Origin of the sequence: Actinoalloteichus hoggarensis, assembly GCF_002234535.1 — a bacterium.
Taxonomy (GTDB): Bacteria; Actinomycetota; Actinomycetes; order Mycobacteriales; family Pseudonocardiaceae; genus Actinoalloteichus_A; species Actinoalloteichus_A hoggarensis.
Window position 1 is genome coordinate 1260746 of the sequence record NZ_CP022521.1, and the last position, 15107, is coordinate 1275852.

A 15107-nucleotide genomic window follows, 5' to 3' on the forward strand; every position below is an offset into this window, starting at 1 on the left:
GCGGGACCGGCCTCGGCTCAGCGCGGGACGGGCTGCCGGGCCTGCTGCGGCAGCGAGTCCTGGAACTCCGTCAGCACCTCGTACACCTCGTCGACCTCGGTTCGGACGTCGGTCTTCGTACCGTCGGCGAACTGAAGCACGAGCTTGCCGCCGCCGGTCATGAACTTCTTCCGGTCGCCGCCCACGATGTGCTGGGCGAGAACCCACCGCGCGTCCGGCCTGCCGAACAGGCCGTCCGGTCCGTTCGCCAGCAACTCGGTGATGCGCTTGCGCTGCGCCTGCCCCGCCTGTCCCATCGCCCCGGCGAGGTTCTGGCCGGCCAGCGCACCGGTCTTCAACGGGATCAGCAGCAGGCCGGCGTTCGTGATGAAGGCGTCCCAGTTCGCCTTGAAGGCCGTCACGGCAGGGGCCACGCCCGACAGCTGCGGTCGCCCGTTCGCCTGCGCCTGCCTGGCGACCTCGGCGGGGTCCGGGTCGCGAACGAAGTCCAGCGGCACGCCCAGCTGGTTCAGCATGCCCATGAGCTGCGGGACCAGGGCGGGATTGGCGACGGCCGGACCGATGAGGTCCGCCTTGGACAGCTCGCCCGCCGGACCGATGATCCGGTACGGCCTGCCCCAGTCCAGTTCGTGGCGGGCCCGGCCCTGGCTGATCAGCGCCGCGACCACGACGTCGCCGAGCAGGTCGGTCATCGCCCGCTGCACGGCCTCGCCTGCCTGGTTCACGTCGACGTCGTCCCGCAGCAGCGGCCCGAGCACTCGGGGCGTCTCACCGCGCCCGACCGCCTGAAGGATCTCGCCGAGCGTGCCCGAGGGCGCGGCGCCGGAGTCCCTGGCCGCCTGCGCGAGCGCCACGGCGTTGCCCATGGTCGCCTCCGCCGCCCCGGCTCGGACGACGTCCGCCCAGCTCGACCGGGGCCCGAGATCTCCCTTGATGTACAGCGCGGCCTCGGCGGCGGGCAGCACCCGCGCCGGGTCCAGGATGATCGACCAGGCGGGCCGGGTGTCGGGCGGCGCCGGATTGTCCGGCAGCGCCTGGATCGCCGCGATCCGCCTGCGGATCGTCGGGTGGCTGTCGAACAGCGAACTCGGCTCGGCGTCCAGGATCCGCGGCTCCACCTCGGCCATCGTCCGCTGCTGGGCGGGATGGTCCAGGTAGTGACGGAAGCCGAGCAGGATGTCCGGGGTGCGCTTGGCGCGGCTCGCCAATTCGAGGAACAGATCGCCGTACCTCTGCCAGAACAGGTCCATCGTCGCGATCTTGCGCAGGGCGTCGATCGCCGTCCGCTGTCCGGCCGCGGCCACCGAGTAGGCGTCGGCCTGGAGTTCCTGAGTACGGCGGGCCGATTGCGAGATCACCCGGTACAGGCCCGCGTAGACGTTCAGCACCCAGCGGGCGGGGCCGGAGTCGAGTCGGGACAGTGTGCGGCTCAGCGTCTCGGCGCCGCGGTAGCTGATGGCGAGCATCCTGGTGTGTCCGCCGCCGTAATGGCCGAGCTCGTGGGCGAGCACCGAACGCAGCTCCGAGACGTTCAACCCGGCCAGCAACGGCAGGCCGATCATCATGTAGCGCCTGCCCGCCCGCAGGCCGAGACCGCCCGCGTCCTCCCGGACGGCGGCGTTGATCTCCGGGACCAGGGTGATCTCGTCCGGGGGTCGGGTCTGGGCCCGCGCGGCCAGCTCGTCGACCAGCTGCCACAGCGCGGGCTGCTCCTGCCGCGTGAGCTTCGGGCCCCTCGGCGGCTCCAGCCGGGTCCGCAACGCCTGGAACAGGGCGAAGCCCAGCGCGACCATCAGGCCGAAGCTCACGATCGCCAGGTAGATCCCGCCGCGCCCGCCTGCGACGATGCCCGCGACGACGCCGACCACGCCGAGTGCGACGACGAAGACGGGAAACAGGCCCAGTAACAGCACGGCGAGGAACGCGCGTACGGAACCACGCATCTCGGCCTCCTCAAGAAGAATGATGAAGTGCGACGTCGCCCGGGCGGTCGGGTGCGCGCCGACGGGCGGAGAAACCCGTGGCCTGGCACGACCGAGGCCGCCTGGGACGGACGGACACGGCGCGGCGCGGTGACACCGCCTCTGTGGCACCGCGATGCGGGCGGTGATGCCCTGCACGGAGCAATCGGCGGGACGCCCCCCGGCGTCTTCGACGACGAACGCCGATCCGCGAGGATGATACACATGACTCATACACATGTACGGCACAATTGTGTGAGACGGCCGTAGGGTCTCGTGGCAGGCTTTCCGACCCTGCCGGTCCCGCCGCGGGCCTCGTCGGCCGTGCGTCCTGTGGCCGTCGCGTACCGGTGACGACCGAGCGGTCGGCACGACCGTGTGTTGAGGACGACCGTGTGTTGAGGACGACCGTGCGCCTGCGGCGACCGGGCTTGACCCCTCGGCTGCTCGGCGACGCCTCGAATCCCGCGGCCCGCCTCGACGTCCGAACGCGACGTGGCCGAGCAGTCGCGGGGGCAGCACGACGAGGAGTGTCGATCAGAGCGCCGATCGCGCCCTGTTCCGCCCCGCCTGTCGAGGCAGGCCGTCCACTCGGTGCCGTCGCGCGGCGTGGAGGTACGGCCGACGGCCTCGGTCGAGCGAGGCGACGGCCCGGTTCACAGCGGGCGGACCACCTTGGCCGGATTGCCGACCGCGACGACGTTCGCGGGCAGATCCTTCGTGACGACCGCCCCCGCACCGACCACGGTGTTCTCGCCGATCGTCACCCCGGCCAGCACGATCACGCCGCCGCCGAGCCACACGTTGTCGCCGATGGTGATCGGTTCGGCGGACTCGACCTTGCGCCTGCGCGGCTCCGGATCGATCGGGTGCGTCGGCGTGAGGAGCTGCACGTTCGGACCGATCTGGACGTCGTCGCCGATGGTGATCGCGGCGACGTCCAAGGCGACGAGCCCGAAATTCGCGAAGGCGCGGGCTCCGAAGCGGAGATTGAAGCCGTAATCGCAGTACAGCGGTGCCCGGATCGCCGTCTCCGCGCCGATCGCGCCGAGCAGTTCGACGAGGACCCGGTGTCCCGCGACGGGATCGTGCGGGGCGATCTCGCCGTAGCGTGCCGTCAGGCTGCTCGCACGGGCGCTCAACGCCGCCAGCTCGTCATCGAAGACGTACGGATCGCCCGCCGCCATGCGCTCCCTGTTCGAGCGGGTGTCCGAGGAGTCAGCCATGTCGCTCAGCTTAGGCAGCGGCGGGCGTCGACGGCATGGCCGACGAACACCGATCGCTCGCCCGTCGGACACCGCCCGTGACCAGCGGGGCGGGAGACGCCACGGCGCCGCCGGGCCGAGCACGGCGGCGGTGCACCGGTGCGCGAGCCCCGAGACCGGACGTCCGGGGCATCGCCCGCCGGGTCGCCGTGAACCCGGCGGGCGCACCCGTCACCGATCGTCGGCGGTGAGGAATTCCGTGGTGCGCAGGGCACGCGAGGAGATGCGGACGTCGCCGATCCACCCGTAGAAGCCGTGGCCGTACCGCTCGGCGAACTGGGTGCCGCCGATCGCGAACGGCTTCCCCAGCGTGGCGATGCCCTTGGACCGCTGGGTGGGATTGCGGGCGATCCGCGAGCCGTCCACGTACACGACCGTCTGCCGTCCGTCGTTGACGACGGCGAGATGCATCCACCGCCCGATCGGAAGGGCATGGCTCCACGAGGTCGGATCGGCGTCCCGGTCGGTCGGGTAGACGACGTACTGGAGGAAGCGCTCACCCGACAGGTTCAGGCTGCACGTCGGCTCGTCCTGAGACCAGCCGCTGGTCTTTCCCGCGTCCCCGGCGCGACCCTCCCAGCTCAACAGGCCCATGAAGGCGTGATCGCCCTCGAACGGGTCGGGCAGCCGCGCGAAGAGCTCGATGGTGTAGCCGGACTCGAAGGTCATCCCGTTGATCGGCGCGTCCGCGACGGCCCGCAGCACCGCCCCGCGATCCGGGTTCTTCCCGCCGTCGAAGCGCAGGCTCGCGTGCGCGGGCTGGTTCGGATGGTGCTCGTCGGAGAAGCGCAGGACCTCGGCGGGACCGTCGTGCAGCCGCGTGGCCACCAGATCGTTGCCGTTGCCGGTGAGATCACGGGCCACGGCGTCGCCCGCGACCGGATCGCCGTCCGCCGCCGCGTCCGCGCCCGCCAGGCCCGCCCCGTCGAACCGCCAGTACGCGACGGTGCTCCGGGACATCACGGCGTCCGCGGGCCTGGGCTCGGGTCGCGGCGTCGGCGCGAAGCCCGCGAACCGCGCCTCGAAGTCGACGGACAGGCTGAAGCGGTCGACCTCGCCGGTGCGCTCGACGGTCTCGGCCTCCAACGGGGTGCGCCGATCGGCGTCGATGCCGCGCAACCACGGCGAGAACGTCTCGACGTCGATGGTGTCGCGGGCCAGGTCGAAGGTGTAGAGCCGCAGCAGGCCGGCTCCGCCGTAGTAGACGTCCTGATAGTTCGCGATGTGGACGTGCACGTCGTTGCCCGCGTCGTTGCGCAGCACCGTCCGACCCGACGGCCAGTAGTGCCCGCTGAGGGTGAGGAACACCTGATCGTGGCCGCGGATCAGCCCGTCCCACAGCCGGGAGCCGTGGTCGGAGAGCCGCGCGACGCCGTCCGCACCCGCCGAGGCGAGGTCGTGCGTGGTGAGGATCGTGGGCAGGGTCGGATGCTCGGCCAACACGGTGCGAGCCCAGGACAGCCCCGCGTCCGAGACCCGCCAGTCCAACGCGAGGATCAGCCAGTCCCGGCCGCCCGCCCGCAGCACGTGCGCGCCGTTGTAGCCGTCGGGAGAGGCCCCGAGGAAGGTCGACGTCCGGCGGAATCGGTGCGGGCCGAACGCCTGGAGGTAGGGCGTGTCGCCGCGCTGGTCGTCGGTGCCGCCGTCCACGTCGTGGTTCCCCGCCAGCACGCTGTAGGGCAGTTTTCGGTCCAACTCGCGGAAGGCCCGATCGGCCAGGTCGATCTCGTGTTCGCTGCCGTGCTCGGTGACGTCGCCGAGATGAGCGAGGAACACGATGTCGTCCTCACGCCTGCGCTTCACCAGATACCGGAAGGCCTCGCGCACCGGCTTCGGATCGGAGCGGTCCTCGTCGAAGAGATACTGGGTGTCGGGCATGACCGCGATCCGGAAGCGCGGGTTCTCGTCGTCGGAGTCGCGGCGTGCGGTGGCGACGTCCGGACCGCTGTCGTCCTGGGCGTGCGCGGCGGGTCGGGCGCCTGCGGGAAGCCCGACGACCGCGCCCGCGACCGGGACGGCCACCGCGGCCTGAAGCAGTGATCGACGGCCGAGACCGGGCCGGTCCGCCGTCTCTTCGGCGGCGGAGCGGCCGTGTCCGGCGCGCTCGGCGTCGCCTGGTGGGGCGGCGGGGCCGAGGCCTGCGGTGTCCTGCGGGTCGTTCATGTCCGTCTCCCAGCGTCGAGCGAGCGCACGGGACTCTGCCTCGGCCGGGTGGCGTGGAGGTGGCCTGTCGTCGAACACCGCATGCCCGCGGCCGGAAGTGTCCCGCGCACGGCGCCGCCCGAGACGTCGGCGGACTCGGTCGTCGCCTGCCTGCTCTGCCCGTCTGCCCGCCCGCGCCCGGCCGACGTCTCGGAAGCGCGGCCCGGACGACACCGGTCACCGATACGGCGATGGCCCGAACGGGGAGAGCACCGCCGCGCACCCCACCGGCGTGGCCGTCCCACCGCGGACCGGCCACTGAGGACGTTCCGCTTGCGGACGTTCCGTGCTGCCGACCGGTTGTCCGCCCCCGGCTCCGCGTCCGTACCCGACGGTGTGCGGACGGCGACGACGAAGGGACGGCGACGACGGGAACGGCGCTTCCTGCCGCGGACCCGACCTGCCCCCAAGACGGAGCGCGGGCGGGCGACTCCCCGGCGAAGTCCGCGGAGCACAGCCGGTTGGCCACCCCGGCCGGGGCGCACCCGACCCCGTCACGCGCCCGCGGTCTGCTCCGCTGCCGCAGCCCGAGATACTCCAGGGCGGCGAAGCCCAGCACCCAGCCCGCGCCGACGAGCATGACGGCGACCACGCCCGAGCGCGGCGAGCGGCAGCAGGCCCGCGACCGTGAGCGGCAGGATCGCCGCCCCGGAGAGCACGTTGCCCACGACGGCCGCCCAGACCGGTCACGCCGGGATCCGCGGATAGCCCGCGATGAGGCCGAGCGCGGTGCCCCCACCCAGCAGCGCGATGCCGATCGACACCGACCAGGCGGCCTGCGAGCCCGGACTCGCAGGCCGTGCCGTCGCGTTCTCAGCTCTGGTGGTCCAGCACCCACCGTTCGACGTCGGCGGCGTGAACCGGCAGTTCGGCCGAGAGGTTCTCGGGGGCGCCTGCGGTGACCAGCAGGTCGTCCTCGACCCGCACCCCGATGCCGCGCAGCTCCGGCGGCACGGAGGTGTCGTCGGGGTGGAAGTACAGACCGGGCTCGACGGTGAGCACCATGCGTTCCGCCAGCGTGCCGTCGTGGTAGGCCGACGGCCGCGCGTTGGGCGAGTCGTGGACGTCGATGCCCAGGTAGTGCCCGATGCCGCAGACGATGAAGCGTCGGTGCTGCTGCCCGGCCGGGTCCATGGCCTCGTCGACCGACACCGAGAGCAGACCCCAGTCGTGCAGGCCCTCGGCGAGCACCCGCAGCGCGGTGTCGTGGAAGGCCAGGTAGTCCCGCCCCGGCCGAACCTCCTCGATCGCGGCCAGGTGCGCGGCCACGACCAGGTCGTACACCCTGCGCTGCGCGTCGGTGAAGCGACCGCCCGCCGGGAAGGTCCTGGTCACGTCGGCGGTGTAGCAGGAGCGCATCTCCACGCCCGCGTCCACCAGCACCAGGTGGTCCGGCCGGACCACGCCGTCGCAGCGCACCCAGTGCAGCACCGGGGCGTGCGGACCGGAGGCGACGATGGTGCCGTAGCCCGGCCCGTTGCCCGCGCTGCGGGCGCTGCGGTCGAAGGTGCCCTGCAGCCAGCGTTCGCCGCCGCCCTCGATCGCCCTGGGCAGCTCGGCGGCCACGTCGCCGAATGCGGCGATGGTGGCGTCCACGGCCCCGCGAAGCTGTCCGATCTCCCAGTCGTCCTTGATGCGCCGCAGCTCCGAGCAGGCCCGGCGCAGTTCACCGCCGCCGCGTCCGTCGGCGAGGGCGTCGAGCAGCGGATCGACGCCGGTGGCGACGAGGGTGGGCGGGCTCATACCGCGCAGCGCGCTCGCCAGGCGGTCCAGCGGCAGACACGTCAGGCCCAATGCCTCGCTCCACTCGGCGAGACCGGGCTGCGGACCGTTCCACAACGCACCGTGGTGCGGGTCGGCGAAGAAGTCGGTCGTCTCCGGACCGGCGGGTTCGTTCAGGTAGAGGACCGCGTCGTGGCCGTCGGCGGTCGGGGTGATCACCAGCACCGCGCCCTCGGCGTCGCAGCCGGTCAGCCAGACGAAGTCGCTGTCCGGCCGGAACTCGTGGTAGGTGTCGTTGGCCCGCATCGGGGCCCGGCCCGCCGCCAGCGCCAGGCGCCTGCCCGGCAGCTCCTCGACCAGCCGCCGCCGATGCTCGGCCGACGCCGCCGCGGTGCCCGCGGGCAGCTCGGGTCGGGTGGGCGTGCTCGACCAGCCCGTCCTGATGTCGCCGAGGAACCCCGCCGCCTCGCTCAAACGCACTCGCTTCCGCGCCATGATCCACCTTTCTGCCCTGCGATACCGGTACTCCGTGGTGCCCGCCGCCCGTCGTCCCGGCGTCGACGGGCCTTCGCGGCCACCAGTCTGTCCGACCGGGTGCGGGGCGGAGTCTCGTGTCTGTGTTCGTGCGTCGCCGTGAGGGCAGGGGTTGTTCGGGAGTTCGGGGGTCTGCGGTCCGGAAGTCCGGGAGTCCGGCGGTTCGCTCCGATCTGAGTATTGGACCGACCCCGACACCGGCATGACCAACACGGGCGCCCGCTGGTACGACCCCGCCAGCGCGTCGTTCCTCTCTCGGGACGACATCGATCTCCCCATGAGCCCGTCGATCCTGACGAACCGGTATACCTACGGGGCCGGGGCACCGACGAACTTCGTCGATCCGGACGGGCACGCGGTGTGGTTCATCCCGGTGGGCATCGCGGTCGTGCGCGGGATCGCGGTCGGCGGTCGTCTGATCGGGCGAGCAGCTGCGAGGGGCGGTCGAGCCGTCGGGGCCTGCGCCGCGAATCACCGATGTCGCAGTGGGGCGTTCAGCCAACTCGGCGGGTTCGTCGAAGGCCTCGCCGATCAGCTTTCGCGGGCCAGGAGCCACGCCCGAGCACGGGGTCGGCAGGACAACCGATTCTGTTGGACCGACTGCAACTCCCATTCCGGGTTCGGGCAGGGTGGTCCTCCGGCGGGTGGTGGACGCCGGAGTGGCCCTGGTCGGGGCGGTGGCGGCGGCTGGGGCGGTCCGGGCGCGGGCGGTTCGTCCTGGTGGTACGGCCCCGGTGGCGGGATCGGTGGGGGCGGCTATATCGCGCCGCCTCCGCCGCCGGACCCGGCGATCAGGGCTCGGGAGGAGAACCGGGACGACGCGATCGAGAATCCGAGTCCGATGCCGGACGGGTGGGACGACCCCTGGTTCGGTGACGGTCCGGGTGCTCCGGTGTCGACGTCTCCGTCGTTGCCTGCGAACTCGATCGGGGATCTGCTGGACCTGGTTCAGGATGTCGCCGACTCGTACAGCCGGTTGCATCAGGATCTGCTGGACTCCTCGGGCCCGGTGGTCACGAACATCTCGCTGCATGATGAGGCGCCGTCGGAGGTGTCCTACACGGATCCGGCGAACCTGGTCGGACCTGCGGGTTCGTGCGATACGTCGAACAGCTTCGCTGCGGGTACCGAGGTGCTGATGGCGGACGGGTCGACGAAGCCGATCGAGGAAGTCGAGGTCGGTGACGAGGTCCTGGCGACGGACCCGACGACGGGGGAGACCGGTGTCCAGCCGGTGACGGCGACGATCGTCGGCGATGGCGTCAAGCATCTGGTCGACATCACCGTCGTCACCGAGGACGGCGGCTCGGACACGATCACCGCGACGGCGGAGCATCCCTTCTGGGTCGCGGACCTGAACGCCTGGGTCGACGCCGAGGACTTGGAGCCGGGCCACCGCTTCGAGACCGCTGACCACCGGGATGCCTCGGTCACCGCCATCGAGGCCTACGCCGCGCCGAGACAGGTACACAACCTCACCGTCGACCGACTGGGTACGTACTATGTGGCTGCTGGCACTGCGCCAGTGCTTGTCCACAACACGAATGATAGCTGTGAAGTCTCTCGCCTCGTCGATCTGATCGACAGGGACAACCTTACAATGTCCCACAGGGTTGAAGAACATCTTTGGGATATCGCTCCGCGCGGACGATGGAAAGGAGAGCGAGAGCGGTCTTTCATGGATTATCGAACAGTCCTCGACGCAGTGATGGATGGAAGCGATCCGGTTATGGACCCTAGAGGAACGAAGAATACGGTGAGATGGGATACTCCGGGCCAGTATCGAGGCAGGGAAGGCACGTGGGAGCTTGTTATCAATGCTGAAACGAATATGATCTACCACTATAATTTTAATGGGAGGAAGAAGTGACGTTCCGAGTTGAGGAAGGAGATCGTATCGAAGGTGAGATGGTGTACGAATTCTCGGAGTATGGATTCCGATTCGCACCTTCGGACAAGTCGTGGGTCTTGGGCCTTGCTGGTTCTGAAGGTATGACAAGTTTCAACGCCGATACGCTGATGGTCGTCTTCGGTATCGAATCCAGACGTGTCCTTTACGTATCTGGGTACTTCCCGATGGAGGGATGGGATCGCGAGGAATTGCAGTTCCCTCTCGGCTCGCCTGGAGTGGTGTTCGTTGAGGCGGACGACCCGGTTCCCGGGGTTTCGATTCCTGTTGAGGCGGATGAATGGCGCGCCAGATTCGATTCGAAAGAAAATGTCTTCTGTTTCGGTGGTATCGCCGGTGCTTCAACCCGATATGTCGAGGTGGCGACGGGTGTGATGCTAGCGATTGAGAACAGGGAGCTAGTCGAAGTGTGGCTGAAGCCGTCTTTCGTCAGTTGAATTTGTCCTATGCGGATACACCTTAGGGTCGCGATCAGTAATCCAATCGATGGTAAGAGGATCGAGCCTTGAACGGTGGGGGAGACCAGTGTCCAGCTGGCAACGACCAGGGTCATCGGCAACGGCGTCAAGCATCTAATCGACATCACCGTCACGACCGGAGGCGATGAGCCACTGTTGTGCGCAAGGATTGGCTCGCCTGTCAGCGCATAGTACGTGCCCAGCCGGTCGACGGTGAGGTTGTGTACCTGTCTCGGCGCGGCGTAGGCCTCGACGGCGGGGATCGAGGCGTCCCGGTGGTCGGCTGCCTCTAAGCGGTGGCCCGACTTGAGGTCCTCGGCATTGATCCAGGCGTTGAGGTCGGCGACCCCAGAAGGGGTGCTCGGCCGTCGCGCTGATCGTGTCCGTGGATGCCTTCAAGATCTCCGGAGCCGGGATAGTCGGCGGTATGATTTCGGAATCAGCCGGTATTGTCGGACAAGAAAAGGATGGGATGAATGCTCGCTCGTCATCGTCCGAAGTATTGGGATGGGTAGGTGGAGGAAGAACAATCCTTCTTAAAATTGAGCATGAGAAGTGATGAGATTCAAGGTGTTATCAACCACGTCATGCGACACACTCGTTCGGCGAGGCAGTCCAGGCATGCATCCGGTTCGCGAGAGATTCGACGGGTTGATGATGTGCCCGGTATGAACAGGGGTCGGGTTCCGCCGGGCGGCCCCGCCCGGGAAGCATGCGGCTCCCCAGACGGAGCACCGTCAGCCGGCTGGAATGCAGACTCAGAACGGCGTCAGCGTCACGGTGATGCCGGTCGGGGCGTGGTCCTGGATGTAGGAGGCGAACTCGGCGACGTCGTCGAACGGGAAGCCGTAGGACCGGCCGTCGACGGCGTTCTCGTGGAGCACGCGGGAGTAGTGGTTGGACACGGGGGTGCGGTAGAAGGTCGTCGGATCGGTGCTGGGGGCCACCGGGTCGTCGTGCAGGGTGGAGCGGTTGAGTCCGGAGCCGAGTACCGCGGCCACCGGGCCGGTCACGCCGTCGTTGGGGGCGTCGAGCGCTCCGTTGCAGAACAGCACGTCCGAGGTGGTCGGCCTGCGGAAGCCCGTGACGCCGCCGTCGAATTCGAACACGTCGCCGTCGACCCGGCCGGTGAAGGTGCGGTTGTTGGCGTTGACGGTGAGGTTCTCCGAGGTGTACCTGCTCCACACCTGGTCGATGTAGGGGTCGAAGTAGTTCGCGTCGAACAGGCCCGAGTTGATGCCGTGTCCCGGCGCGATCACTCGGAGGTCGTCGACCACGAGCCGCGCGAAGTCCGGATTCTGGCCGACGCCTGCGAAGATTCCGGCCCGGCCGCCGTCGACGAGCGTGCCGGTGGTCTGGGACTGCTCGCCGGTGAGTCGAATCTCCAGCGGGACGCTGAACATGTCCACCATGGTGGTGTTGCAGTACATGCCGGTGTCGTCGAAGGTGAACTCCATGCAGTCGTGCATGACCTGGTAGTTCGGATCCGTCGACACCCAGCCCGCCGGGTAGGCGAGCGCGTCGCCGGGGTTGACGCGGAACTTCAGCTTCTCGCCGAGGGAGAAGTACACGCGGCCGGACATGCTGGAGAGGTTGATCGTCGTGTTTCCGCTGCTCTGCAACGGAATCGAGTAGTCGGCATAGCCGTCCGGGCCGTTGTCGTCGAGGGAGACGGGGACGATCGCGCCTTCCGGGGTGATGCGGGACTGCCTGCCGGTGATCCGGTCGACGCCGACGATGCAGAAGTGGATCGAGGCGTTGTCCCACTCGCCGGTGTTGTTGACGATCGTGAGCGGCAGCGTGTGCGCGTCGACGGCGAGTCTGCGCACGCCCGCCGCGGGCTCGTCGGTGATGCGAGGTCGCAGTTCGGAGGCGAGGGCGATTCCGCCGAGCGCGGACGCGGCGAGGCCGCCGAGGAACAGTCTCCTGGTCGCCATGGGAATCTCTCCTGATCTCCGGCCCTTCCGAAGGCCGGGTCTCCCCGCCCGCCGATGTCAGGGGTACGGCGGGCGGGGGAGCTGTGCGGGACGTGCCGGGGCTCGTGGGCAAGGCGTCTCGCGCGGTGGTCACGCCGGGGCGGGGGTCGTCGCCGCCAGGTCGGTCCTGGCGGCGGGTCCGCCCGTACTGACGCGCGGGTGTCTCGGGTGGCGTCGTACGTCTCGAGTGCGCCGCGCGACGAGGGGAGGGGTTCGCCGCGAAGTCGCCTCCAGTGCTGATCAAGTCATGATCTCTCCTCGATCACGGAACCGCATCGAACCTGTCGGCGCACCTATGAGAACGCTCTCATGGCCCGCGATCAATAGGCCGTCCGGTGGAGCGATGCGGCCGTTCGGGTCAAAGACGGTCGATTGACCAGCGACGGCGTCGTTCCCCCGCCCCCGGCGGCCTCTTTCTCACGGCTGCTTCTCGGCCGGTCGATGCTCGTCCCCGCCGCCGGGCTGCTCGACGGGTTTCGCGCCGCCGCACCGCGGATCTCCGCACCGGCCTGCCGGGAACGTGAACCGTGCCCACACCGTCGACGTCATCGCTGGGGAAGGCCGCGTTGCGCGCCCGCCCACACCCTCCGGTGCTTCACGGGCAGATCGGCACCACCTCGCCGGACCGGCTGAACGTCGCCGCCTTCACCCTCGGCGAGCACGCTACGTGATGGAGACCACGGACCATTCGGTGTACCGCATCGCCGTACCGGGCGGCTTCGGCTCGACGGCGAGCTTCCGTGCGTGGCTCCGGCGGCTCGTCGGCGCGAACCCGCGGGGCCGCAGGCCGGCACAGTCTCGGCGCGAGTCGAGACTGGATCGAGCAGGCGGCGGAAAATCGGTGGGCGCGGATCCAGCCGCCGGACTACGGTCCGCAGCGTCAGGACGGGGCATCCCGCCTCGTCCCGCTCGCGGCCGTTCGCCGAACACGCACGGTCGCCACAGCACTGCCGGCGATCAAGGACGTGGTGATGAGGCCCCTCTCGCAGGACGAGATCAGGAAGTCTTTCGTGAACTGCTCGAAAGGCGAGGCGAAGTCGCTGGCGCTGCCCGCGAGATTCGACGAGATCACCTGGGAGGTCCAGGACTTCCTGGGCTGGCGGGACGCCAGGGCCAGGGAACGCGCCTACCTCGTGGTGCCGCGAGACGACGAGATCATCGGGCTGTCACTGCGGGCCGCGCCCGGTCGGCGCAGCGGCCTGAAGTCCAACGTGTGCGCCTTCTGCACGACCGTGCACAGCCTGACCGACATCGCGCTGTTCTCGGCACGCCGGGCAGGCGCGGCGGGCCGACAGGGGAACACCGTCGGCACCTATCTCTGTGCCGAGCTGGCCTGTCCGCTGTACATGCGGGGCAAGAAGAAGCCGGAGATGCGCCAGACCCGGGAGACGCTCACCGAGGACGAGCGGGTGACGCGGATGATGGGCAATGTCCAGAGCTTCGTCGACCAGGCGCTGCGCGAGGACGTCTGAGCGGTTCCGTCCGGCTGCGGTTGCGTGCCCCGGTGGGGCGTCGCGGCGGGCGGACCGCGGTCGAGCAGCTCCGGCAGCATCACCGCGTCGAACACCGTGACCGCGGTGTCGTTCCCGCCGGCCAGGGAACGCCAGAGCCGAGGCAGGAGCGACGTCGGAGTACTCGTAGCCGGGCAGCGGGCCAGGTGCGTGACCGCGCCATCGGCGGGTTGGACGGCGATGATCAGCGGCTCGGCCTCGCCCCGGTGCGGCGCCATAGTCGGCAGGCAGCGCCGGCTTCTTCCGAGGCTGCGAGCCCGGGACGTCGGACTGCCCTCGGGCGGGAGCCGAAGACTCGGGCAGGAGGGCGGGCCGGCGACGGGCCGGCGTCGCGATCGACGTCGTGGCGCCATGCCGGGTCCCGGTGAGGTACTCGATGGGCGGTGAACTCGTTCCTGGAGTACGCGCCTCGGGAGGGCGGTCCGCTGACGGGGTGTCCGTTCCGACGCTGACCCGGCCCGGGCGGCGCCGGCACGGAGGCGAGTCCGACGTCGTGGCTCGGCCGCGGCGCGGCGTGTGCACGGTGTCGCAGCAGCGCGGAGCCGCGACGGTGCCGTTGACACCGACGGCTGCCGGTAACGGGCGGCCGATGGCCGATGCGCTGTAGTGCCGACCCCTGGCCGAGTCCGGCGCCGCCGGCCGCGGGCAGGCCGCCGAACCGCCTTGCCCCGCTGAACCGCCTTCCCTCGTCGCGCACCCTCCCGTACCGAATCCCACCCCTCGCCGAACCGCCTTCTCCGCCGGTGCGTCGGCCCCGTCAGGCCGCCGGCGTACGGGCGGTCAGCATGAAGCGGTGCGAGTGGACCCGTAGGGGGCGGCCCTGCCGCAGCCGCGCATGGAGGGCGCGCAACCGGTCGTCGTAGCGGACGACGTCGAAGTCCGGGACGTGCCACGGCGTGATGCGCAGAAAGAGCACCAGCGCGCCGACGTCGTCGATCGTGCCGGGCACGGCGGCCTCACCGCGTCGGGTGATCTCGAATCCGGAGCCGGACAGCTCCGCCTCGGCCGCGGCCAGGCACCACTCGCGGTACGTGTGCGGGCCTGCGCCCAGGGCCGCGTTGACCTCGGCCAGATCTCGGCCGCCGACCTGCTGGGTGAGGAACACGCCGCCCGGCACCAGGACACGGCGCACCTCCTCGGGCTCGTAGGACTCGTGTCTGCTCAGGACGAGGTCGAACGAGGCGTCGGGGTACGGCAGGGTGTCCGGCTCTCCCTTGGAGACGTCGGCGACCATCACGCCCAGCGGGGCGAGCCTGCGGCGGGCCACCGGGACGTTCGGCGGATGGCCCTCGGTGGCGGCGGTGCGGGCGGGCAGCGGCCCCAGTGACGTGAGGAGTTCGCCGCCGCCGGTCCCGAGGTCGAGCAGCGATCCCGCCGCGGCGAGGTGTTCCCGCGCGAGGTCCGCGTAGCGCCAGGGCAGTGCCTCCTCGCCGACGGGCAGTCGTCCGGCTAACGCTCCGAAGTCCCATCCCTCGAAGGGCGTGGTCAGGCCTTCGGAGATCAGCGCGTCGTAGTCCACCGCGCCGATGGTGTCAGAGCGCTGAAGCACGCGGACGCCGCCGGAACGGC

Annotated in this window: 11 protein-coding genes and 1 pseudogene; 6 read left to right on the top strand and 6 right to left on the bottom strand. The window is 70.0% G+C overall.

Annotation, left to right across the window (positions count from 1 at the left end; all coding sequences use genetic code 11):
- Positions 1-17 precede the first annotated feature (17 nt).
- The 4 genes from AHOG_RS05690 to AHOG_RS05710 form a co-directional block, all read right to left on the bottom strand.
- Positions 18-1943 (bottom strand): M48 family metallopeptidase, encoded by a 1926-nt coding sequence (locus AHOG_RS05690; RefSeq protein WP_157736661.1) that lies wholly within the window; start codon positions 1941-1943, stop codon positions 18-20.
- A 674-nt stretch (positions 1944-2617) separates the two neighbouring features.
- The gene (locus tag AHOG_RS05695) at positions 2618-3187 is read right to left on the bottom strand and encodes a sugar O-acetyltransferase (RefSeq protein ID WP_093940417.1); all 570 of its coding nucleotides are present in this window, start codon (positions 3185-3187) and stop codon (positions 2618-2620) included.
- Positions 3188-3397: 210 nt separating this feature from the next.
- On the bottom strand, positions 3398-5389 hold the full coding sequence (locus AHOG_RS05705) for a LamG-like jellyroll fold domain-containing protein (protein ID WP_093940419.1): 1992 nt from the start codon (positions 5387-5389) through the stop codon (positions 3398-3400).
- Between the two features lie 852 nt (positions 5390-6241).
- The gene (locus AHOG_RS05710) at positions 6242-7645 is read right to left on the bottom strand and encodes an aminopeptidase P family protein (protein WP_093940420.1); all 1404 of its coding nucleotides are present in this window, start codon (positions 7643-7645) and stop codon (positions 6242-6244) included.
- Between the two features lie 151 nt (positions 7646-7796).
- Here AHOG_RS05710 and AHOG_RS30445 point away from each other — a divergent pair.
- From AHOG_RS30445 to AHOG_RS28330, 4 genes and pseudogenes are all read left to right on the top strand, one after another.
- Positions 7797-8027: pseudogene (locus AHOG_RS30445) on the top strand (RHS repeat-associated core domain-containing protein); the annotation flags it as partial.
- A 549-nt stretch (positions 8028-8576) separates the two neighbouring features.
- Entirely contained in the window at positions 8577-9554 is a 978-nt protein-coding gene (locus tag AHOG_RS29790) for a polymorphic toxin-type HINT domain-containing protein (protein WP_245856578.1), read from the top strand.
- Positions 9555-9592: 38 nt separating this feature from the next.
- A complete protein-coding gene (locus tag AHOG_RS28325) occupies positions 9593-10030 on the top strand; it encodes a hypothetical protein (RefSeq protein ID WP_157736662.1) in 438 nt (145 codons plus the stop codon).
- 406 nt (positions 10031-10436) lie between these two features.
- Positions 10437-10610, top strand: a complete 174-nt coding sequence (locus AHOG_RS28330) for a hypothetical protein (protein WP_157736663.1) — start codon at positions 10437-10439, stop codon at positions 10608-10610.
- 199 nt (positions 10611-10809) lie between these two features.
- Here AHOG_RS28330 and AHOG_RS05720 read toward each other — a convergent pair whose 3' ends face one another.
- Positions 10810-11988, bottom strand: coding sequence for a glycoside hydrolase family 64 protein (locus tag AHOG_RS05720; RefSeq protein ID WP_093940422.1), 1179 nt, complete (start codon positions 11986-11988; stop codon positions 10810-10812).
- A 566-nt stretch (positions 11989-12554) separates the two neighbouring features.
- On the opposite strand from AHOG_RS05720, the gene AHOG_RS28335 reads away from it, so the two are divergent.
- Both AHOG_RS28335 and AHOG_RS05725 read left to right on the top strand, forming a co-directional pair.
- Positions 12555-12698 carry a hypothetical protein gene (locus AHOG_RS28335; protein WP_157736664.1) on the top strand — a complete coding sequence of 48 codons (144 nt, stop codon included), beginning with the start codon at positions 12555-12557 and terminating at the stop codon, positions 12696-12698.
- Positions 12699-12998: 300 nt separating this feature from the next.
- Positions 12999-13499 carry an FBP domain-containing protein gene (locus tag AHOG_RS05725; protein ID WP_093944188.1) on the top strand — a complete coding sequence of 167 codons (501 nt, stop codon included), beginning with the start codon at positions 12999-13001 and terminating at the stop codon, positions 13497-13499.
- A gap of 796 nt (positions 13500-14295) precedes the next feature.
- On the opposite strand, the gene AHOG_RS05730 is transcribed toward AHOG_RS05725, so the two are convergent.
- A complete protein-coding gene (locus tag AHOG_RS05730) occupies positions 14296-15087 on the bottom strand; it encodes a class I SAM-dependent methyltransferase (RefSeq protein ID WP_211290536.1) in 792 nt (263 codons plus the stop codon).
- Positions 15088-15107 lie beyond the last annotated feature (20 nt).

Excerpts from the sequence above, each read along its gene's own strand:
- AHOG_RS05725 (WP_093944188.1), top strand. The coding sequence starts at position 12,999 with ATGAGGCCCCTCTCGCAGGACGAGATCAGGAAGTCTTTCGTGAACTGC.
- AHOG_RS05720 (WP_093940422.1), bottom strand. The coding sequence starts at position 11,988 with ATGGCGACCAGGAGACTGTTCCTCGGCGGCCTCGCCGCGTCCGCGCTC.
- AHOG_RS05710 (WP_093940420.1), bottom strand. The coding sequence starts at position 7,645 with ATGGCGCGGAAGCGAGTGCGTTTGAGCGAGGCGGCGGGGTTCCTCGGC.
- AHOG_RS05705 (WP_093940419.1), bottom strand. The coding sequence starts at position 5,389 with ATGAACGACCCGCAGGACACCGCAGGCCTCGGCCCCGCCGCCCCACCA.
- AHOG_RS05695 (WP_093940417.1), bottom strand. The coding sequence starts at position 3,187 with ATGGCTGACTCCTCGGACACCCGCTCGAACAGGGAGCGCATGGCGGCG.
- AHOG_RS28325 (WP_157736662.1), top strand. The coding sequence starts at position 9,593 with ATGGTGTACGAATTCTCGGAGTATGGATTCCGATTCGCACCTTCGGAC.
- AHOG_RS05690 (WP_157736661.1), bottom strand. The coding sequence starts at position 1,943 with ATGCGTGGTTCCGTACGCGCGTTCCTCGCCGTGCTGTTACTGGGCCTG.